18 protein-coding genes are annotated in these 19,075 nt (G+C 72.6%); 9 read left to right on the top strand and 9 right to left on the bottom strand.

Annotated elements, in window-relative coordinates:
- Positions 1 to 21: 21 nt before the first annotated feature.
- The 3 genes from OG898_RS34290 to OG898_RS34280 all read right to left on the bottom strand — a co-directional run bounded on the left by OG898_RS34290 (position 22) and on the right by OG898_RS34280 (position 2,487).
- A complete protein-coding gene (locus tag OG898_RS34290) occupies positions 22 to 1,200 on the bottom strand; it encodes an MAB_1171c family putative transporter (RefSeq protein ID WP_250740762.1) in 1,179 nt (392 codons plus the stop codon).
- On the bottom strand, positions 1,197 to 1,754 hold the full coding sequence (locus OG898_RS34285) for a toxin-antitoxin system, toxin component (RefSeq protein ID WP_250740764.1): 558 nt from the start codon (positions 1,752 to 1,754) through the stop codon (positions 1,197 to 1,199). The genes OG898_RS34290 and OG898_RS34285 overlap by 4 nt, the downstream gene beginning before the upstream one ends.
- 64 nt (positions 1,755 to 1,818) lie before the next feature.
- A complete protein-coding gene (locus OG898_RS34280) occupies positions 1,819 to 2,487 on the bottom strand; it encodes a helix-turn-helix transcriptional regulator (RefSeq protein ID WP_250740765.1) in 669 nt (222 codons plus the stop codon).
- Positions 2,488 to 2,711: 224 nt separating this feature from the next.
- On the opposite strand from OG898_RS34280, the gene OG898_RS34275 reads away from it, so the two are divergent.
- The 4 genes from OG898_RS34275 to OG898_RS34260 all read left to right on the top strand — a co-directional run bounded on the left by OG898_RS34275 (position 2,712) and on the right by OG898_RS34260 (position 8,059).
- Entirely contained in the window at positions 2,712 to 3,701 is a 990-nt protein-coding gene (locus OG898_RS34275) for a helix-turn-helix domain-containing protein (RefSeq protein WP_250740767.1), read from the top strand.
- Positions 3,702 to 3,764: 63 nt separating this feature from the next.
- Positions 3,765 to 5,114 (top strand): 6-phospho-beta-glucosidase, encoded by a 1,350-nt coding sequence (locus tag OG898_RS34270; protein ID WP_250740769.1) that lies wholly within the window; start codon positions 3,765 to 3,767, stop codon positions 5,112 to 5,114.
- 58 nt (positions 5,115 to 5,172) lie between these two features.
- Positions 5,173 to 7,305 carry an MDR family MFS transporter gene (locus OG898_RS34265; RefSeq protein ID WP_266962415.1) on the top strand — a complete coding sequence of 711 codons (2,133 nt, stop codon included), beginning with the start codon at positions 5,173 to 5,175 and terminating at the stop codon, positions 7,303 to 7,305.
- A 91-nt stretch (positions 7,306 to 7,396) separates the two neighbouring features.
- Entirely contained in the window at positions 7,397 to 8,059 is a 663-nt protein-coding gene (locus OG898_RS34260) for a GPP34 family phosphoprotein (RefSeq protein WP_250740771.1), read from the top strand.
- On the opposite strand, the gene OG898_RS34255 is transcribed toward OG898_RS34260, so the two are convergent.
- Positions 8,056 to 8,592 carry an NUDIX domain-containing protein gene (locus OG898_RS34255; RefSeq protein WP_266962412.1) on the bottom strand — a complete coding sequence of 179 codons (537 nt, stop codon included), beginning with the start codon at positions 8,590 to 8,592 and terminating at the stop codon, positions 8,056 to 8,058. The genes OG898_RS34260 and OG898_RS34255 overlap by 4 nt on opposite strands.
- 207 nt (positions 8,593 to 8,799) lie before the next feature.
- Between OG898_RS34255 and OG898_RS34250 the strand changes: the two genes are divergently transcribed.
- Complete coding sequence (locus OG898_RS34250; protein WP_266962409.1) at positions 8,800 to 10,194, top strand: NAD(P)/FAD-dependent oxidoreductase; 1,395 nt, start codon at positions 8,800 to 8,802, stop codon at positions 10,192 to 10,194.
- A 47-nt stretch (positions 10,195 to 10,241) separates the two neighbouring features.
- Here the strand turns inward: OG898_RS34250 and OG898_RS34245 are convergent, their stop codons facing one another.
- The 3 genes from OG898_RS34245 to OG898_RS34235 form a co-directional block, all read right to left on the bottom strand.
- On the bottom strand, positions 10,242 to 10,808 hold the full coding sequence (locus OG898_RS34245) for a protein-disulfide reductase DsbD family protein (protein WP_266962407.1): 567 nt from the start codon (positions 10,806 to 10,808) through the stop codon (positions 10,242 to 10,244).
- Positions 10,799 to 11,410, bottom strand: coding sequence for a co-chaperone YbbN (locus OG898_RS34240; RefSeq protein ID WP_266962405.1), 612 nt, complete (start codon positions 11,408 to 11,410; stop codon positions 10,799 to 10,801). The genes OG898_RS34245 and OG898_RS34240 overlap by 10 nt, the downstream gene beginning before the upstream one ends.
- 186 nt (positions 11,411 to 11,596) lie before the next feature.
- Positions 11,597 to 12,667 carry an ATP-dependent DNA ligase gene (locus OG898_RS34235; protein WP_266962402.1) on the bottom strand — a complete coding sequence of 357 codons (1,071 nt, stop codon included), beginning with the start codon at positions 12,665 to 12,667 and terminating at the stop codon, positions 11,597 to 11,599.
- 75 nt (positions 12,668 to 12,742) lie between these two features.
- Here OG898_RS34235 and ligD point away from each other — a divergent pair, with 75 nt between their 5' ends.
- Positions 12,743 to 13,762 (top strand): non-homologous end-joining DNA ligase, encoded by a 1,020-nt coding sequence (gene ligD, locus OG898_RS34230; protein WP_250740805.1) that lies wholly within the window; start codon positions 12,743 to 12,745, stop codon positions 13,760 to 13,762.
- A 17-nt stretch (positions 13,763 to 13,779) separates the two neighbouring features.
- Here the strand turns inward: ligD and OG898_RS34225 are convergent, their stop codons facing one another.
- A complete protein-coding gene (locus OG898_RS34225; protein WP_266962345.1) occupies positions 13,780 to 15,240 on the bottom strand; it encodes a S41 family peptidase in 1,461 nt (486 codons plus the stop codon).
- A 353-nt stretch (positions 15,241 to 15,593) separates the two neighbouring features.
- On the opposite strand from OG898_RS34225, the gene OG898_RS34220 reads away from it, so the two are divergent.
- Positions 15,594 to 16,487: an alpha/beta fold hydrolase gene (locus tag OG898_RS34220; RefSeq protein WP_250740807.1), complete on the top strand. Its 894-nt coding sequence runs from the start codon at positions 15,594 to 15,596 to the stop codon at positions 16,485 to 16,487.
- Entirely contained in the window at positions 16,484 to 17,971 is a 1,488-nt protein-coding gene (locus OG898_RS34215; RefSeq protein ID WP_266962342.1) for a DHA2 family efflux MFS transporter permease subunit, read from the top strand. Before OG898_RS34220 ends, OG898_RS34215 begins: the two co-directional genes overlap by 4 nt.
- Here the strand turns inward: OG898_RS34215 and OG898_RS34210 are convergent.
- On the bottom strand, positions 17,934 to 18,668 hold the full coding sequence (locus tag OG898_RS34210) for a TetR/AcrR family transcriptional regulator (protein WP_250740809.1): 735 nt from the start codon (positions 18,666 to 18,668) through the stop codon (positions 17,934 to 17,936). The genes OG898_RS34215 and OG898_RS34210 overlap by 38 nt on opposite strands.
- 100 nt (positions 18,669 to 18,768) lie before the next feature.
- Here OG898_RS34210 and OG898_RS34205 point away from each other — a divergent pair, with 100 nt between their 5' ends.
- Positions 18,769 to 19,023 carry a WhiB family transcriptional regulator gene (locus OG898_RS34205; RefSeq protein ID WP_250740810.1) on the top strand — a complete coding sequence of 85 codons (255 nt, stop codon included), beginning with the start codon at positions 18,769 to 18,771 and terminating at the stop codon, positions 19,021 to 19,023.
- Positions 19,024 to 19,075 lie beyond the last annotated feature (52 nt).

Raw genomic sequence — 19,075 nt, 5'->3', positions numbered from 1 at the left:
ACCGGTTTCGGAGACCGGTTGTCAGCTTCCCGACAGGGACGACTGCCGTCGGCATTCGGCCACCACGCGGGAGTTGCGCAGGGCGTGCGAGATCCGCACGAGGTCGCGGGGACCGTCGGCGGGCGGCGGGGCCCCCTCGTCGCTGGCCCCGATGACCCGCCCCTCGGGGTCGGCCGCCCGGGCGCGCACGGCGGCCGCGACCATGGCCGCGTCGGCGACGGCCCGCGCGGTCTCCTCGTCGGCGCCGGCGGCGAAGGCACGCGCGAGGGCGTCGTCCCGGTGGGACTGGTCGAAGTACGGGCCGAGGTGCAGGAAGCCGTCGTGGATGTCCGACTCGCGCTGGATCATCCGCAGCTCCACGGCGGACCACCAGGCCATCCGCACGCTGGGGGCGCCCTCGGGGCCGCAGGTGCGCAGCTCCCGCCAGAGCGTGCCCAGCCGCCGGTACGTGGACCAGTACTGCCAGGCGTCGGACAGCCGCTGGAACACCAGCGGGAGGACGAAGCCGATGGCGCTGACGTTGGCTCCGATGGAGGCGACGGGCGGTGCCACCGAGGTGCTCAGCCAGTCCAGGTCGTGGCCGGTCCAGCGGGCGACGACGGCGGTCATCTTGGTGGCGTCGTAGCAGAGGTTGAAGACGTATCCGATGACGATGATCACGAGGCCGACGCGGAGCCAGCCGCGCACCTGCAGGGACCAGCGCCAGCACATCGCGACCATCACGATGGCGGCCACGTTGTGGGCCACCAGGTAGAGGGCGATCATCTCCCGGGTGAAGGGGGTGTTGGCGTAGTAGGTGTCGAAGTCCCGCAGCCGCTCGACCGGGCTGTCACCGAGGACGAACAGCACCATCAGCGTCACGATCACCACGGAATAGCCGAGGATCCACGCGCGCGAGACGCGCCGGGTCTCCTCCGGGGGGCCGCCGCGCCAGTTGACGATGAGCACGAGGCAGGCGGCGCTGAAGGCGGTGATCAGGCAGTAGACGAACGGGGCGGAGAAGTTGGGTATGCCGGTCCAGCGGTTGACCGCCGCGATGGTGGGCGGGGCGGCGAAGGTGAAGACGGCGCCGGCCAAGGTGAGCAGGGCGCAGACCGACCGCAGGAGCGGATCGCGCCAGTTTTTCCGTAGCGTCGGCAGTTTGAAGGCGAGTGCGATCGCCATCGCGGCTGCCGGCGTGTAGTAGTCCTGGCCTTTCAACGGTCGTTCCTGTGCCCCCGGTATCCGAGCGCGGCCTCGATGCGGCCGGCCAGTTGGTCCCGCTGTGCCGGTGCCCGGTGGCTGGCGGATCCGGCCAGCCAGGTCCGGCAGCGGCTGCCCAGCAGCAGACCGAAGGTTTCCGCCTCGGTCTCCTCCTGGACGTCGGCTCGGGTGCGCGCGGCGACGCGCCGCACGGTCTCGCCGATGTCGGCCTCGTCCGTCAGCATCCGGGCGGCGACGGCGGCGCCGTCGACGTGGTGGCTGCAGTGACCGGCCTTCATGTGCCACAGCTCGTGCCCGAGGATCACCAGTTGGTGGTCGGGTGCGGTGCGTTCCTCGATGACCACCAGATCGCGGTCCGCCATGTCGAGCCACAGGCCGCTGGCCGTTCCCGGCGGGAACGAGGCCATCCGGAACTCCACCCGGCGGCCGCGGTGCTTGCTCATGCCCTCGCAGAGGGCGGCGTAGAGGTCCACGGGCTCCACGGGCGCGGACAGGTTGATGCCTGCCACCAGCTCCCCGCACAACCGCCGCTGCTCTCTGCCTATGCTCACCGTTCTCCCCGTCGGCGCGGATCCGGATCAGGACTCAAGGATCAGACCCAGACTTTCGACTGGGTCAGGATTCGTTCGGTTTGACGCTTTCGAGGAGCATGTCCAGCCATTCGGTCACCTTGTCCCGGTGCTTGTCGCTGGGCAGTTGGGCGGCTCTCCAGGCGATGCCGCGTACGCCGTGGTTCTGGAGAAGTCTTGCCAGCGGATCGCCCGTCGAAGCGGCCGGAGCGGGTGCGGTTTCCCGGGAACGGCCCGCGAAGTCCTGGAGCAGCTGTTGCTCGGTGCGCTGGAGGGCGTCCGTGAGCGCATCCGCGTCATGGGCGGTGAGGAATCCGGCGTGCACCCCGAAGAAGCGCTGGATCGCGTCACAGTGTTCCATGGTCGGCCGCCGGTCGCCGTTGATCAGGGCCCCGGCCTGCTGGCGCGACATGGCGGCGCCGTCGGCGATCTCCTGCTGCGTGTAGCGGCGGCCGTTGGGCTTGACGCGGGTGCGCCGCAGGAGGTCGAGGCGCTGGAGGAACCGGGTCTGGAGATCGGGCTCGCCGGCGGGCCGGCCGTCCAGCAGGCTCCGCACCACGTCGGCCGGGACGCCCGAGGCCTCGGAGAGGCGGCGCAGGTCGAAGACCTGGTTCCGGTCGCGGCCCAGCTTGCCCGCGAGTTCTGCGACCCGCGTGACGGTGGCTGCCAGGAGCGTGTTGGCCACCGCGACGGGAGCCGGGAAGCCGTCTGTCACCAGTGGTTCTCCTAGATCGCGCGAGGTCGGGGTACGGGCACGTGGTCGGCCTCTGGAATCTATCCGCTCTCGGTCCGTACGGCTAGAACGTGCCACATCTGTGGCGGGAACGAGCTGCCCTGAGGCTGGAATTGCCACAATAGTTGACACTCGAATGAAGTCGGTAGCAGGATCGCCACACGGAAATGAAGATCCAGACCGTAAGGAAGAGGGGGGAGCTCTCGGTGCCACATCTCGCAGCGGTGGGCCCGTCCGATGGCCTCGCCCACATCGGTGGGGAGCGCCTCGCGGGCGAGGAGTCCGCACGCGGCGCCGTGCGGTCGGAGCGACGCAAGGAGATTTTGCGCCAGCGCCGGGAGGAACTCGGGCTGAGCCAGGAAGACCTGGCGGCGCGGTTGCGCATCAGCGTGCGCGCCTACGGGAACTGGGAGCGCGGCCTGGTCAAGGAGTGGACGGACCGCAAGCTGCTCGCCCTGGCCGAAGCCCTGGAAATGAGCGAGCGTCAGTGCTTCTGGCTCTTCCGGATCATGGTCGACCGTGACCCGCCGCCCACCTGGCGCGCGGCCGAGGACAGCCGGCTGCCGGACGATCCGGCGCAGCGCGACTACCTGTGCGACTACGCGGCCCTCATGGAGGCCGTGCCCTACCCGAGTTTCCTCGTGGACCACCGCTGGGACGTGGCCCTGACCAACTCGGCCTTCGACCGGCTCTTCCAGTCGGTGCGCCCGCATCCGACCGCCCTGCCGGACGACAACTTCCTGCGCTTCGTGCTGTTCCACCCGGACGCCGCCGCCGTGCTGGAGGACCACGAACCGGCCTGGTGCGTACCGCTGCTGGCCCGGTTCGCGACCGCGCTGGCCGCCGCCCCCGAGGACGAGGGACTGCGCAGCATCCGTCAGGAGGTGGCCCGTGACCCGTTCATGGAGGCCGCCTACCGGTACGGAGTGCCGCACTGGCTGTCGACCCACGGGGCGCAGGCCGCCGAACAGGACGGCGCCGTGCGCAGCGTGCGCCACCCGGACCCGGGCTGGGGCCTGGTGCGCTGCCGGATGGTGGCGGAATCCGGACCGATGCTCGACGGCATGGGACTGACCCGGATGACGCTGGTCCTCTCCACGCCGCGGGGCCTGGCGACGGGTCCGCTGCCGGGCGGTCCGGGCGCGCAGCAGCACCAGCCGCCGCGGCTGAGGGCCGTGCCGTCGCCGGTGGACTGATCCGGCGGGAGAGACTGGTGCCACGAATCGTGGCACTGGTGCACTGCGAAAGGCGGTAAGGGCGTGCGGCTGACGATCCTCGGCGGAGGCGGATTCCGGGTACCGCTCGTCTACGGAGCCCTGCTCGGCGATCGCGCCGAGGGCAGGGTCTCGCACGTCACTCTCTACGACGAGGACTCCGGCCGGCTCCGTGCCATGGCACGGGTGCTCGCGGACCAGGCCGCCGGGATCGCGGACGCCCCGGCCGTCACGGCCACCACCGATCTCGACGAGGCCCTGCGCGGCGCCGACTTCGTGTTTTCGGCCATTCGCGTCGGAGGGCTGGAGGGGCGGGCCGCCGACGAGCGGATCGCCCTGGCCGAGGGAGTGCTGGGCCAGGAGACGGTGGGCGCGGGCGGTATCGCCTACGGCCTGCGGACGGTGCCGGTGGCCCGCGAGATCGCGCGCAGGGTGGCCCGTACCGCCCCCGACGCGTGGGTCATCAACTTCACCAACCCCGCCGGGGTGGTCACCGAGGCCATGGCCGAGGAGCTCGGGGACCGGGTCATCGGCATCTGCGATTCGCCCGTCGGACTCGGGCGGCGCATCGCCCGGCTGCTCGGCGCCCGGCCCGAGGACGCCTGGATCGACTACGTCGGCCTCAACCACCTGGGCTGGGTGCGCGGGCTGCGGATCGGCGGCCGGGACGAACTCCCGCGGCTGCTGGCCGACGCGCGGGCGCTGGAATCCTTCGAGGAGGGCCGGCTGTTCGGCGCCGAGTGGCTGCGCTCGCTCGGCGCGATCCCGAACGAGTACCTGCACTACTACTACTTCAACCGTGACACCGTACGGGCCTACCAGGAGGCCGAACAGACCCGCGGGGCCTTCCTGCGCGACCAGCAGCGGGGCTTCTACGCCGAGGCCGGACGGCCGGATCCGGCACCCGGGGCCGCGCTGGCCGCCTGGGACCGGACCAGGGCCGAGCGCGAAGCCACGTACATGTCCGAGAACCGCGAGGTCGCGGGCGTCGGCGCGCGCGAGGAGAGCGACCTGGAATCGGGCGGGTACGAGAAGGTGGCCCTCGCCCTGATGCGCGCCATCGCCCGGGACGAGCGCGCCACCTTGATCCTCAACGTCCGCAACCGCGGCACCCTGTCGGTGCTCGACGCCGAGGCCGTCATCGAGGTGCCCTGCCTGGTCGACGCCAACGGGGCCCACCCGGTCGCCGTCGATCCGCTGCCGCTGCACGCGGTGGGCCTGGTGACCTCGGTCAAGGCCGCCGAGCGGGAGGTCCTCGCCGCGGCGGCGAGCGGATCGCGCGCGGACGCGGTCAAGGCCTTCGCGCTGCATCCGCTGGTCGACTCGGTCGGGGTGGCCCGGCGGCTGGTGACCGGGTACGCGGCGGAGCATCCGGGGCTGGGCTACCTGCGCTGACACCCCGTCCACCTGCACCGACGGCCCGCGCACCCGTCCCCGGATGGGCTAGCGCCGCATGCGGCCGGGCGGGGGCGCTGTGAGAGTGCGAGGTGTGACCACAGCCGAAGGTGCAGCCCCAGCCGAAGGTGCAGCCCCCGCCCCGTCCGCCGCGGCACCGCCCGTCCTCGACCGGCGCTCGCGCAACATCGTGTTCGGCACGATCATGCTCGGCGTGCTGCTGGCGGCCCTGGACCAGACGATCGTGGGCACGGCACTGCCCACGATCGTGGCGGACCTCGGCGGCGGCGACCACATGTCCTGGGTCGTGACCTCGTACCTGCTCACCGAGACGGTCGCGACCGTGCTCGTCGGCAAGTTCGGCGACCTCTTCGGCCGGAAACTGGTCTTCCAGGTCTCCGCCATCGTCTTCATCACCGGCTCCTTCCTGTGCGGCCTCGCGAGCAACATGACCCTGCTCATCGTGTGGCGCGGCATCCAGGGCATCGGCGCCGGCGGGCTGATGGTCACCGCGATGGCCCTCATCGCCGATGTGGTCCCCCTGCGCGAACGCGGCAAGTACCAGGGCGCGATCGGCGCCGTCTTCGGCGTCGCGACGGTCATCGGCCCCCTGCTCGGCGGACTCTTCACCGACCACCTGACCTGGCGCTGGGCCTTCTACGTCAACGTGCCGATCGCGATCCTGGTCGTGGTGGCCGCCGCGAAGACGATCCCGTCCGTGCGCGCCGTCGGCAAGCCGGTCATCGACTACCTGGGCATCGCCATGGTCGCGATCGGCGCGAGCGCGCTGATCCTGGCCACGAGCCTGGGCGGGAACGAGTACGCCTGGAGCTCGCCGCTCATCGTCGGGCTCTTCGCCGGCGGAGTCGTGGCACTGGCGCTCTTCTGCCTGGTGGAGGTGCGCGCCGCGCAGCCGATGCTGCCGATGCGGCTGTTCCGCAACCCCGTCTTCTCGGTCTGCTCCGTCCTCAGCTTCGTCGTCGGCTTCGCGATGCTCGGCGCGATGACCTTCCTGCCCACGTACCTGCAGTACGTGGACGGGGACTCGGCCACCGTCTCGGGCGTACGGACGCTGCCGCTGGTCATCGGCCTGCTGATCGCTTCGGTCTTCAGCGGCAACGTCACGAGCAAGACCGGGCACTACCGGATCTTCCCGATCGTCGGCTGCGCCGTGATGGGCCTCGGGCTCTACCTGCTGTCGCGGATGGGACCGGAGTCCGGCGCATGGCTGGAATCCCTGTACATGTTCGTCCTCGGTACCGGCATCGGCCTGTGCATGCAGGTGCTGACCATCGCCGTGCAGAACACCGTGGACTACGCCGACCTCGGCACCGCGACCTCGGGCGTCACCTTCTTCCGTACGCTCGGCAGCGCCTTCGGGACCGCCGTCTTCGGCACGATCTACGCCAACACCCTCAAGCCCGCGCTGGCGAAGGGCGTGGCGGAGGCCGCGCGGGCCACCGGCGAGGACCCGCGGCAGCTGGGCGTCGCGGCGCAGAGCCCGCAGGGCGTGCACGGCATGGATCCGGCGGCGGCCGGGCCGGTCATCAACGCGTACGCGGACACCCTGCACACGGTGTTCCTGTGGACCGTGCCGGTGGCGGTGGTCGGATTCGTCGTCGCGCTGTTCCTCAAGCAGGTCAAGCTGCGCGACAGCGCACGGGCCGGTTCCACGGACATGGGCGACGGCTTCGGCTCGCCCGCCACGGCCTCCGGAGACTCGGCGAAGCTGCTGGAACTGGCGGTCGGCAAGCTGGTGCGGAGCATGGGGCCGGAGACGGCGCGCGGGATCGTGAACTCCTCCGACACGCGGCTGGACATGGCGGGCGCGTGGGCGGTGATGCAGGTGGACCTGATGACCCGCACCGTCGGCTACGCGAGCCTGGGACTCATCGCCTCGCGCCGGCACCTGCCCCCGGAGGTACTGCTGCCGGTCTTCGAACGGATGGTGGACGAGGGCTACATGACGCGGCAGAACGGCTTCTACACCCAGACCCCGGCGGGGGAGCGGGAAGCGGCCGTCATCTCGGACGCGTGGGCCAAGTGGCTCGGCGACCAGCTGGAGAAGGACCGGGGCCGACCGCGCAGCGCGGAGCTGCGGGCCGCGGCGGACGCGATCGCCAAGCGCCTGCTGGCGGAGGACCTCGGGGACGGGAACTTCGCCCCGCGCGCGATGGCGGGGCGGCCGTAGTCCAGGCGGGAGATCGCGGAACCGGTGGAACCTCAGGGCGCGTTCGGACGTCTGATCATGTGAAGGCGGACGGTCGACGGGGGAGCTGGGCATGACGATCACGCTGGCGGAGGAGATCACGCTGCTGTCCCTGGACGACGAGTCCGGGTCGGTCAAGCAGCGGCAGGCGGTGGGCTGGGCCGTGGCCGGAGCCCTTCTGCTCGAACTGGTCCTCGCGGAGCGGGTACGGGTCTCGGGCAAGTACCTGGAGGTGGTCGACAAGTCGCCCACCGGGGAGGAACTGCTCGACGGCCGGGCCGAGTCGATCCGGACCTGGATGCGCGGCCGGCCCAGGCGCCGGGTCAGCGAATGGCTGACGAAGGACCAGGCCAAGGCAATCGGCGCGGCGGTGGAGCGGCTGACCGCGCGCGGCGTGGTGGTCGAGGAGCAGCGCAAGGCGCTCGGCGTGTTCCCGGTCCGCCGCTACCCGGAGGCCGACGGCGCGGTCGAGCGCGCACTGCGCGAGCGGCTCGCCGCCGCGGTCGAGAAGGGCGCGGAGCCGGACGAGCGCACCGCGAGCCTCATCACGGTGATCCACGCCGCCGACCTGCACGGCCTGGCCTTCCCGGGGGCCCCGCGCAAGGAGATCAAGGCGCGCACGGCGGAGATCGCCGAGGGGCAGTGGGCGGCCGAGAGCATCCGGACCGCGATCCGCGACATGCGGCTGGCGATGGCCGCGATCACCGTGGCCACGACGGCGACGGTGTTCGGCTAGGACGCGCCTGCCGTCTGGGGCGGCATGGCCGTCGGATAGTCGTACGAGGGCACGTGCGGGAGGCTCGGAGCGAGCTCGGGCCGCCATGCGCGCAGGGCCGCCGCGGACGGGGCGTAGAGGGCCGCCGGGATCTCCGCCGGGGCGAACCAGGACCAGCGGGCGATGTTGTGGGGCTCGGTGACCATGGGGGTGCCCTCGGCGACCGAGGTGACGGCCGCTGCCGTCAGCCGGGTCGGGCCGGAGTCGGTGCCGGTGTCGGGGTCGGCTCCGGTGTCGCCGGCGAGCATGATCGACACGATCCGGACCTCCTCGGGGGTGACCCGTAGCGAGGTCTCCTCTGCCAGTTCGCGGGCGGCGGCATGTTCGAAGCCCTCCCCGGGGTCGACCTTGCCGCCGGGCAGTTCCCAGCGCCCGTCGTGCGCCTGGCCGAGCAGGACCCGGCCGTCGGGGCCGACCACGACCACGCCGACTCCGATGACGGCGTGGGCGCGCGGGACGGCGCGTCCGGTGGCTTCGCCGGATTCTGTGCTCATGGGTGTCCTTCGGTGGATCGGTGGATCGGTCGTGCCGGGGCGGCGTGCGGTGCGGCCCGCTGTGACCTTACGTCCGGAGCGACCCTGCGGGGTTTCGGCCGGGCGCCGCCCGCGCAGGCTTCCCGCGGTCCGATCGTCGTACGGCGCATCGGCTCGTCGACTCGCAGGTCGGCCGGTTCGCCGGTTCGGCCGGCTCAAGGGGGCTCCATGGCGCACGTGCTGGTTGTCGGCGGGGGCATAGGAGGGCTGGCCACCGCGCTGCTCGCGGCGCGCCACGGACACACGGCCGAGCTCTTCGAACGCGATCCGCGCGCCCCCGGCACCGCGCTCGACCGGGACTTCTTCGGCTGGCACCGGTCGACGGTGCCCCAGGCGAACCAGCCGCACGTGCTGCTCGGGGCCGCACGGGGGGTGCTGTGCGAGGAACTGCCCGACGTCCAAGCCGAGATGCTGCGGCTCGGAGCCCGGGAGCGGCACGAGCTGGACTGGTTCGACGTACGCCCTCCCGCGCGGCCCGGCGACGAGGACCTGGTGATGCTCCAGGCCCGGCGGATCGTGCTGGAGAGCGCGCTCGCCACGGCGGTACGGGCCGAACCGGGGGTGGTCGCGCGGTACGGGGAGCCGGTGACCGGGCTGATCGCGGAGGGGGCTGATCCATCCGGGGTCAGGGTGACGGGAGTGACCACGGGGGCGGGGGCCTACGCCGGCGACCTGGTCGTGGACGCGGGCGGCCGGCGCGGCGGCTCCGAACGGTGGCTGGCGGCGATCGGCTGCCGGCCGGGCGTCGTGGAGCGGCACCGCACGGGCCTCGCCTACTTCTGCCGCTGGTACCGGCTGCCCGAGGGCCGGGAGGAGGGGCCGAGGCGCCCCTGGGCGGTGACGGGCGGCAGCTTCGCCGGGTGCGCGGTCTTCCCGGCCGACAACCGGCTGTTCGCCGTGACGCTGTTCGTGCACACCGGGGACCCCACGCGTTCCGCGCTGCGCGATCCGGCCGTGTTCGAGGCGGCCGCCCGGGCCTTCCCGCCCGGCGCGGCCTGGCTGGGGCTGGGCGCCGAGCCGCTGTCCGGGGTACTGGCCACGGGCGGCCTGGACAACCGCTGGAGCGCCCTGGTCGACGAACGGGGGCCGGTGGTGAGCGGGTTCGTACCGGTCGGAGACTCCGTCACCCATACCAACCCGACGCTCGGGCAGGGGACTTCGCTCACCCTGTGGGCGGCGCGCAGGGTGGCCCGTACGGCCCACCAGGACCCGGGATCGCTGCGGTTCGCCGCCGAGTACCACGCGTGGGCGGTGCGCACCCTCAAGCCGTGGTTCGACTTCCAGGTGGTCGCGGACGGGGCCATCGGGGAGCGGTTCGCGACCCGCGCCGGGCGCGTGGGAACGCCCCGCGAGGTGGCCGCGCTCTTCGACTGCGCGCTGGAGGACCCGGAGGTGATGCGGGCGCGCGCGAGGGTCAGGCACCTGGCCGATCCGCCGGAGCGGACGTACGCCGACCCGGAGATCCGGGCGCGGGTGGCGCGCTGGCTGGCGGCCCGGCCCGACTACGCGCCGAACAGCGGCGGCCCGAGCCGGGCGGAGTGGGAGAAGCTGACGACGCGCTGACCACCGGCGCCCCGAGCCTGCGCCGAGCGGGCCGGTCGGTGGATTCCTCAGCTCGCCGGGCTCGCCGGATCCAGCGGGCCGAGCGGCAGGACCACCTCGTGGTCGCGCACGGGCGGCAGGCAGCCGCCGGTCTCGCTGCACGCCCCGTACGTGAGGAACACCTGCGCGCTGTCGGCACCCTCGACCCGCCGGACCGGAAGTTCGAGGGTGACCGTCCCGTCCTCGTAGACCGGCAGCCCGACGTCCAGACCGGCCGGACGCAGCACCCGCGGCTTCGCATCGGTGGTCGCCGGCCCGGTGGCCCCCAGGCCGCCTTCGGCACGGATGCGGGTCGGTATGCCGATCCCGTCGATGCCTTCGTTCGGCAGACCGATGCCGTAGAGGTGGAAACCCGGCTGCTCCGGCCGCAGTTCCGCGAGGATCCGTACGCCGCCGTCACGGAACTCCGCCCGCACCTTCACGGCCACTCCACCGGCGGTGAAGGGGGCGGCCTTCGCAGTTCTCCCGCTCTCACCGGGACTTGCGACGCACCCGGTGAGCACGGCCGCGCAGGCGGCGACGAACGCGCAGCCGGCCCGCGCGCGGCGGGCCCGGAGCCGGAGGGCTACAGCCATCGCTTCAGGAACTCCTCGACCTGTGCGGCCGACATGCTGCGGGCACTGGAGAACTCGCCCTGGTTCGTGGCCACCTTGATGTCGCCGGAGGCGGGATCCAGGACGGCCAGCGCGGGTATGCCGCTCGTGCCCAGGTCGACGTAGCGCTCGGCCACGTTCAGATTGCGGTCGAACTCGCCGACGTCCACCTTCACCACGTGGTACTTGGCCAGCAGCGCGGCGGGTCCGGCTTGCCTGAACCGGACGCCCAGGACGCGGCAGTCCACGCACCAGTCGGCGCCGAAGTCGATGAGCACCGGACGGCCGTCCTGCTTCGCCGCCGCGAGCGCGGCCGCTATGTCGGCCCCGGCATCCGCCTCGGGGTCGTAATCGCGCGGCCCCCGTCCCGCGGGGGGCGGCTGCGAATTCCACTGCGGTGAGGCCGGCTTCGAGGACGGCGCCGCCGACCCGGTGCCAGGAGCGGCCGGGGCTCCGGCTCCGGCTCCGGCTCCGGCTTCACCTCCGGCTCCGCGGGAGGTGAAGACCGCGCCGCCACAGCCGCTGAGCGCCGCCACGGTGAGTGCGGCCAGCGCCAGTGCCACGGGAAGCAGGGGACGTCGCACGTGAATCCTCGTCGTTCTCACCGCGGAACCCGTGGCAGGTCCGGGCGCTACGGGCGCTGCGGATGTCCTCGGTGTGCTGCGGAAACCAGCAGATGAGCCCGCAGTTTCGCACACGGTCACGACACTGTTCGAGGAGATATTCGCTCCGGCGCACGGCTCCCGCCCGGCCCGGCCGCGCGGCGGGCCTCAGGCCGTCTTCGTGCTCAGGACCTCTGCGAGGTCGTAGCCGACGACCTCTTCCAATTGGCCGTACGTACAGCTCCGCGGCTCCCGGTCCGGCCGCATGCGGCGGAACTGTGCGGTGTGCCGGAACCGGTCGCCCTCCATATGGTCGTACGCCACCTCGCAGACCCACTCGGGGCGCAGAGGTACCCAGGACAGGTCCTTCTTTCCGGTCCAGCGGCTCTGTGCCCCGGGCAGGCGGGCGGTCTCGTGGGCGGACTCCTCGGCCCATGCGGCCCACGGGTGGCCCGCGGGGTCGGGCATCCGGAGCGGTTCGAGCTCGTCGATCAGCTCGGCGCGGCGCTTCATCGGGAAGGCGGCGCAGACGCCCACGTGCTGGAGGGTGCCGTGGGCGTCGTACAGGCCCAGGAGCAGCGATCCGACAATCGGACCGCTCTTGTGGAAACGGAAACCCGCGATGACGACGTCGGCCGTACGCTCGTGCTTGATCTTGAACATGAGGCGGGCGTCGGGCCGGTAGGGAAGATCGAGGGGTTTGGCGACGACCCCGTCGAGTCCGGCGCCCTCGAACCGTTCGAACCACTCCCGTGCGAGCGCGGGGTCGGTGGTCGCGGGCGCGAGGTGTACGGGGGGCCGGGCGGTGGACAGGATGCGGGTCAGGGCGGCGCGGCGGTCGGCGAGCGGGGTGTCGAGGAGGGCCTCGTCGCCCAGCGCGAGCAGATCGAAGGCCACGAACGAGGCCGGGGTCGTCTCGGCGAGCAGTTTCACCCGGGAGGCGGCGGGATGGATCCGCTCGCTGAGCCGGTCGAAGTCGAGGCGCGCGCCCTGGATGACGACGATCTCGCCGTCGACGACGCATCGATCGGGCAGATTCGCCTTCAGTGCCGCCACCAGTTCGGGAAAGTACCTGGTCAGGCTCTTGCCGGTGCGGCTGCCGAGCTCGATCTCGTCCCCGTCCCGGTGGACGATCGCGCGGAAGCCGTCCCACTTGGCCTCGTACTGCATGCCCGGGGGGATCGCGGACACGGATTTGGCGAGCATCGGCTTCACGGGTGGCATGACCGGCAGATCCATGTCTCCGATTCTGGGGCGGTACGCCCGGACCCGCTCGGTGTGCGGGGCCGCGCGGGTCCGCCTACCGTGGCGCACATGGGTGCAGCGGGCAAAGCGATCGAGCTGGAGGCGGGCGGCCGGGCCGTCCGGCTGTCCAGCCCGGACAAGGTGTACTTTCCCGAGCGCGGCCTCACCAAGGGGGACGTGGCCGCCTACTACCTCGCGGTCGCGGACGGCATCACCCGCGCCCTGCGCAACCGGCCCACGACCCTGGAGCGGTTCCCGGACGGGGTGGAGGGCGAGTCCTTCTTCCAGAAGCGGGCCCCGAAGAACCTGCCCGACTGGATCCCCACCGCTCACATCGCCTTCCCGAGCGGACGCACCGCCGACGAGATCTGCCCGACCGAGCCGGCCGCCGTCCTGTGGGCCGCCAACCTGGGCTGTCTCACCTTCCACCCCTGGCCGGTCCGCCGGGACGACACCGACCGTCCCGACGAGCTGCGCATCGACCTGGACCCGCAGCCGGGCACCGACTACCACCACGCGGTCGCGGTCGCCCACGAACTGCGTGTACTGCTGGAGGAGTTGGGTCTGCGCGGCTGGCCCAAGACCTCGGGCGGCCGCGGCCTGCACGTGTTCGTGCCGATCGCACCGCGCTGGACCTTCACGGAGGTCCGCAGGTGCGCCATCGCGATCGGCCGGGACCTGGAGCGCCGGATGCCGGGGAAGGTCACCACCGCCTGGTGGAAGGAGGAGCGCGGCGAGCGGATCTTCGTCGACTACAACCAGACGGCGCGCGACCGCACCATCGCCTCCGCGTACTCCATCCGTCCGCGCCCGCACGCTCCCGTGTCCGCGCCCCTGCGCTGGGACGAGCTGGACGAGGCGGAGCCGCGCGATTTCGACATCGTGACGATGCCGGCCCGCTTCGCGGAACTGGGCGACCTGCACGCCGACATGGACGAGCACGCCTTCGCCCTGGACGCCGCGCTGGAACTGGCCGACCGCCACGAACGCGACCACGGCCTCGGCGACATGCCGTACCCCCCGGACTACCCGAAGATGCCGGGCGAGCCCAAGCGCGTCCAGCCGAGCCGCGCGAAGCACGAGGACTGACGGGAGCTGCCAGACCCCTAGGCCCGGGGAAGGTGGCGCAGGGCGGTGGTGAAGGCGGAGTCGCGGTGTGCGTCGAACTCCTCCTGCGTGAAGACCGGGGTGGTGACGTCGACCGGGATGCCCGGGCCGTCGAAGGTCTTCCCGGTGCGGGTGAGGAACTGTTCGTTGGGCAGGCCCAGTTCCCAGCCGTTGGGGAGGGTGCGGCCGAGGACGTCGGAGAAGACCCCCTGGGTCGGCTCGCCGATGCGCACCGTCCGGCCGGGGCGCTCCAGGAGGGCCTGGGTGAAGGTCTCGCCCGCGCTCACGGTGGAGCCGCCGGTGAGCACGGCAACCGGTCCGGTGAAGCGGGGGCCCCGCGCGGGCTGGACGTACAGCGGCTGCGGGCGGGTGAACCGGGTCGCGTCGTCGGGGTCGTTGCGCACGCGCTTGGCGTACGCGAAGTACGGGCGGTCCGTGAGCCGGGCGGCCAGGCGCAGGCCGAGCTCGTCGGAGCCGCCGCCGTTGATGCGCAGGTCGATGACCAGGCCGCGCAGGCGGGCGGTGCGCTCGGCGGTGAAGACGCTTTCCAGGACACGGTCGAGCTCGGCGCTCTCGGAGGCGAAGTCGCCGCTCTCGGTGTAGCCGCCGAAGCCGGAGAGGCGCAGGTAGCCGCGGCCGTCGGGCAGGTCGGCGTAGGAGATGCGTCCCTGGGCGAACTCCTGCGGGGCTCGTCCGCCGAGGGCCACCTCCTGGATGTACGCCTTGACCCGGGTCTCGAGTTCCAGGGTCGGCATCACGGTGCCCGGGCGCACCTCGCCGAAGAACCGGTCGCCGCCGTCGGAGAGGCGGACGTGTGCGTCGTGCAGCGGGGCGAGCATCTCCTCGAAGACGGCGAAGAGTTCGTCCTCGGTGGTGCCGGCGTGTACGCGGGGGCGGTGGCTCGCGCGCACCGCGTTCCAGTCGACGCCCTTGGCGGCGAAGAAGGGGTAGTTCTCCGCGAAGCTCTGCCAGAACACGTCGAAGGTGGCGACCGGGTCCGCGCCGGGGCCGGGCTCCTGGGCCTCGCGGCACCGCTCGGGCAAGGAGGCGAGGCGCTGGGTCGCCCGGTCGCCGACCGAACCTTCGACGTGCACCGATCCGCGGCGCACGGTGAGGACCTCGCCGTCCTCGGTGGCGTAACGGAAGGCCGCGGGGCTCCCGCTGTCCGGTACCCGCAGCGCGCTCGGGCCGGGCAGGCAGCTGATCCCGGTGACCTGGTACTCCTGGAGCCGTCCGGACTCCACGCGGAGCACGGTGCCGTAGCCGTCGAGCCGCCAGATCCCGACCGGCCCGGCGGGTGAGCGGCCCGCGGTGGTGGCGGCCGCGGCGGGGCCGGCGGTGGCGACCGTGAGGGCGAGGAGCAGCGCCGCCGCGGCCGCGCGCCGGTGAGTCCCCGTGCGTGTGCCCGTGCGGGCGCCTGCGCCTGCGTCTGTGCGTGCGCGTGTGTCTGTGTCTGTCATCGTGCCGTCCCCGTTCGCTGCCGAAGTCCCTTGGCTCGTCACAGGATCCGGGGAGGCCGGGGGTCGGGGACATCCGGCGACCCACCCGACCGGGGGTGGGGCTACCCCCCGAATCCGGTCGGCCGGCCGCCCGGCGAGGTGGGGTCATCAAAGTCCTTGATGGCGACCGGAGTTCTCCCGGTCGGTGGATCAATGTCGACTACCGTCGTTGGCGAGGGCGACCGGACAGGAAGAGGGCTCGCGTGATCCATCCATAACAACACGAACGATCGTGCTAATATCTCTTCACCACCCTGACCCGCCAGCCCCGTCTGGCCACTCTGAGGAGATCCGGAGAACCGGGCATGCACCCCATGGCTTCACTCCTGAGCACCACCCTCAACATCACCGCCCGGGTCGCCCCGGGCCCGGTCGGGCGGGTGGCCTTCGCGCTGTTCGTGCGGCCGCTCGGCCGGCCGAAGGTGAAGCCGGGCGAGGCCGAGGTCATGGCCCGGGCCGTGACCGGGCGGCTCGTCGTGGACGGGATACCCGTGACCACGTACCGCTGGGGCGACGGCGACCGGCCGGTCCTCATCGTGCACGGCTGGACCTCCCGCGCCTCGCGCTTCGCCGGGTTCGTCGAGGCGCTGCTGGCCGAGGGCCGGACCGTGGTCTCCTTCGACGCACCCGGTCACGGCGCGTCCGGCGGCCGGGCCACCACCATCCTCCGGCAGCGCGAGATCATCCGCCGACTGCGGGCGCAGTACGGGGAGTTCTCGGCCGTCCTGGCCCACTCCTTCGGGGTGGTGTCCACCTTCTTCGCGCTGCGGGACGGGATCCGGGCCGACCGGATCGTCGGGATCGGATCCATCGCCGACTTCGACTTCCTCGCCGAGCGGTTCCGCGCGCTGCTGGGCGTGAACCAGGCCGTCGAGGACGCCATGCGGCGCCACATCCAGCGCCGGCTCTTCCCGGGCGAGCCCGACATCTGGCCCCGCTTCGACGCGTGCCACCGCCCCGAGGAGATCCCCTCGCAGATCCTGCTCGTGCACGACGCGGACGACGACACCGCGGCCCCCGCCCAGTCCCGCGCCATCGCGGCGGCCTACGGGGAGCGGGCCCGCCTGATCGAGACGACCGGACTCGGCCACCGCCGCATCCTCCTCGACCCGGAAGTCATCGCGGCCGCCGTCGAGTTCCTGAACGCAACCCCGTCGCAGACCCCTGCGGCGAGCCCGGCCGCCGAGACCGCAGGAGCCACCCGATGACCGCCACCCATCCCGAACCGGGCGCGCCCGCGCCCGTAGCCGCGCCCGGCTCCCCTTCCGTGCCAGCCCCTGCCCCGGCCTCCGCCCCCGCCCCCGCCCCCGCCCCCGCGTCCGGCCCCGGTGCCGGGCAGGTGCTCCTGCTGGCCAGTGCCGTCACCTTTCTCGCCTTCCTCGACGCCACCGTCGTCAACATCGCCTTCCCCGACCTGCGCCGGGCCTTCCCCGAGGTGTCGCTGGCCCGCCTGACCTGGGTCGTCAGTGCCTACGCCGTCCTGTTCGCAGCCCTGCTCGCCGCGGCCGGCCGGCTCGCGGACATCCTGGGCCGCCGGGCCCTGTTCCTCGGCTCGACCCTCGCCTTCACCCTGACCTCGCTCGCCGCCAGCGCGGCCCCCACCGCCGAGCTGCTCATCCTGGCCCGCGCCCTCCAGGGAGCGGCCGCCGCCGGGATGATCCCCGCCGCGCTGGGCCTCGTACTGGCCCACACGCCGCCCGCCCGCCGGGCCGCCGCCCTCGGGGCCTGGTCCGCGGCGGGCGGACTGGCCGCCGCCGTCGGCCCGAGCATCGGCGGAGTGCTCGTCGAGTGGTGGGACTGGCGCGCGATCTTCCTCATCAACGTCCCGCTCGGCCTCGCCGTCGGCTGGGCCGCGGCCCGCATCCTCCCCAAGGAGCCGCGCACCGGGCGCAGGCTCCCCGACCCCGTCGGTACGACGGCCCTCGCCCTCGGCATCGGGGGAGTGGTGGCCGGGCTCTCCCAGGGCACGGAGTGGGGCTGGACCGACCCCAAGGTGCTCGTCCTGGTCATCGGCGGGGCCCTGGCGGGCACCCTCGCGCTGCGCCGCTCGCGCAGTCATCCGGCCCCGGCCGTCGACCGGGACCTGTGGCGCGACCCGCTGTTCGCCCGCGCCAACATCGGAGCCCTGCTCTTCGGCGTCGCCATGTACGCGTGGCTGCTGATGGGCCCGTCCTACCTCGTCGAGCGCTGGGACTACTCGGTCCTGCAGGCAGGCGTCGGCGTCACACCGGGCGCCGTCCTCGCCATGGCCGGCTCGCTCTACGTGGGCCGCCGGGTCCCCCACCGCCTCCACTGGGCCGCCGTCACCGTCGGATCGCTGCTCTTCGCCGCCAACGCCCTGCTGCTGTGGGGGTGGGTCGGGGAGTCCACCTCGTACGCCCGGATCTTCCTGCCCGCCGCACTGCTCGGAGGTCTCGGCATCGGAGCCGTGCTGACCGCGCTCTCGACCACGGCCTCGGCCGGACTCCCGCCGCAGCGCTTCGCTGCCGGTACCGGCCTGCTGATGACGGCCCGCCAGCTCGGCGGGGCGCTCGGAGTCGCCGGTGCGGCGGCCCTGCTGACCCGGGGCGGCCCCGGCGAGCACTGGCACGGGATCTTCTTGCTGATCGCGCTGTCCGCGCTCGCCGCGGCGGTCGCGGGAGCCTCGATGCGGCTCAGCGGTCCGACGAAGCCGACGCGGCCGGGAGGCTGACGGCCGGTGCGTCGCCGGCGGAGAAACCGGCGACCGGGAACGTGAGTACGGGCGGCCGCTCCGGGAGTTCCTCCGGGGCGGCCGTCGCCGCGCGCAGCCGGGCGAGGATGCCCCGCGCGGCACGGTCGTAGGCCGTGGTGTCCTCGTGCAGCACGGAGTGCGCGTTGGCCAGCTCCATCATCGCCATGATCTCGAAGGCGAGCTGTTCCACGGCCTCGGCGTCGGCCGCGGCCGCATCACGGAACCCGTCCGCCAGCCGGGCCTCGTCGAGCAGCCGCTCGACGTACCGCGTCCAGGCGCCACGGGTCTTGGCGATCTCGTCGTGGACGGGCCCGGGGCGCGAATCGAACTCGGCGGCGGCGGAGTAGAAGAAGCAGCCGCCGGGGAAGACCCGGCGGCCGGAGTAGTCGAGCCAGCTCTCGCACAGCCGCCACACCTTGGCGATCCCGGCGGGCTCGTCCCGTACGGGACGCACGACCTCCTCGACGAAGACGTCACGGGCCGCCTGCACGGTGGCGAGCTGCAGCTCCTCCTTGGACCCGAAGAGGGCGAACACGCCGCTCTTGCTCAGCCCCAGTTCCGTGGCGATCTTCCCCAGGGACAGCCCTTCCAGGCCGTCCATCGAGGCGGTGCTCATCGTCCGTTCCAGGACGGTCCGCCGGGTCTGGTTCCCGCGCTCCACGCGTCCGTCTGCCATACCGCCATGGTACCGAAGTCATCGCACGCACGGTCGTTCACTCTGGGCTGTTGATCAGGCGTTGATCGGACGTCCATCACCGGCGGACAGGCTCTGCGGCATGTCGATGAACACCACCGCTACCGATTCCGCCACTGCCGCCCCGGCCTGGTACGAGCTCGCCCTCTGCGCCCAGACGGGCCCGGGCTTCTTCTTCCCGGAGCCCGGCTCCTCGCTGCGCGACGCGAAGCGGCTGTGCGGGGCCTGCGAGGGCCGCAAGGCCTGCCTGGACTACGCCCTGACCAACGACGAACGCTTCGGCGTCTGGGGCGGCCTGTCCGAATCCGAGCGCCAGGCCCTGCGCCGCCGGCCCTGACTCGAAGGACGGGCCCCGGGCCTGACCGGCAAGATCCGGAAGAGACGGCCCG

It is taken from the genome of Streptomyces sp. NBC_00193 (genome assembly GCF_026342735.1).
Classification (GTDB): Bacteria; Actinomycetota; Actinomycetes; order Streptomycetales; family Streptomycetaceae; genus Streptomyces; species Streptomyces stoeckheimensis.
This window is presented reverse-complemented; position numbering and strand designations above follow the sequence as displayed.

Excerpts from the sequence above, each read along its gene's own strand:
- OG898_RS34265 (WP_266962415.1), top strand. The coding sequence starts at position 5,173 with ATGCGGCCGGGCGGGGGCGCTGTGAGAGTGCGAGGTGTGACCACAGCC.
- OG898_RS34260 (WP_250740771.1), top strand. The coding sequence starts at position 7,397 with ATGACGATCACGCTGGCGGAGGAGATCACGCTGCTGTCCCTGGACGAC.
- OG898_RS34255 (WP_266962412.1), bottom strand. The coding sequence starts at position 8,592 with ATGAGCACAGAATCCGGCGAAGCCACCGGACGCGCCGTCCCGCGCGCC.
- OG898_RS34250 (WP_266962409.1), top strand. The coding sequence starts at position 8,800 with ATGGCGCACGTGCTGGTTGTCGGCGGGGGCATAGGAGGGCTGGCCACC.
- OG898_RS34245 (WP_266962407.1), bottom strand. The coding sequence starts at position 10,808 with ATGGCTGTAGCCCTCCGGCTCCGGGCCCGCCGCGCGCGGGCCGGCTGC.
- OG898_RS34235 (WP_266962402.1), bottom strand. The coding sequence starts at position 12,667 with ATGGATCTGCCGGTCATGCCACCCGTGAAGCCGATGCTCGCCAAATCC.
- ligD (WP_250740805.1), top strand. The coding sequence starts at position 12,743 with ATGGGTGCAGCGGGCAAAGCGATCGAGCTGGAGGCGGGCGGCCGGGCC.
- OG898_RS34225 (WP_266962345.1), bottom strand. The coding sequence starts at position 15,240 with ATGACAGACACAGACACACGCGCACGCACAGACGCAGGCGCAGGCGCC.
- OG898_RS34220 (WP_250740807.1), top strand. The coding sequence starts at position 15,594 with ATGGCTTCACTCCTGAGCACCACCCTCAACATCACCGCCCGGGTCGCC.
- OG898_RS34215 (WP_266962342.1), top strand. The coding sequence starts at position 16,484 with ATGACCGCCACCCATCCCGAACCGGGCGCGCCCGCGCCCGTAGCCGCG.
- OG898_RS34210 (WP_250740809.1), bottom strand. The coding sequence starts at position 18,668 with ATGGCAGACGGACGCGTGGAGCGCGGGAACCAGACCCGGCGGACCGTC.
- OG898_RS34205 (WP_250740810.1), top strand. The coding sequence starts at position 18,769 with ATGTCGATGAACACCACCGCTACCGATTCCGCCACTGCCGCCCCGGCC.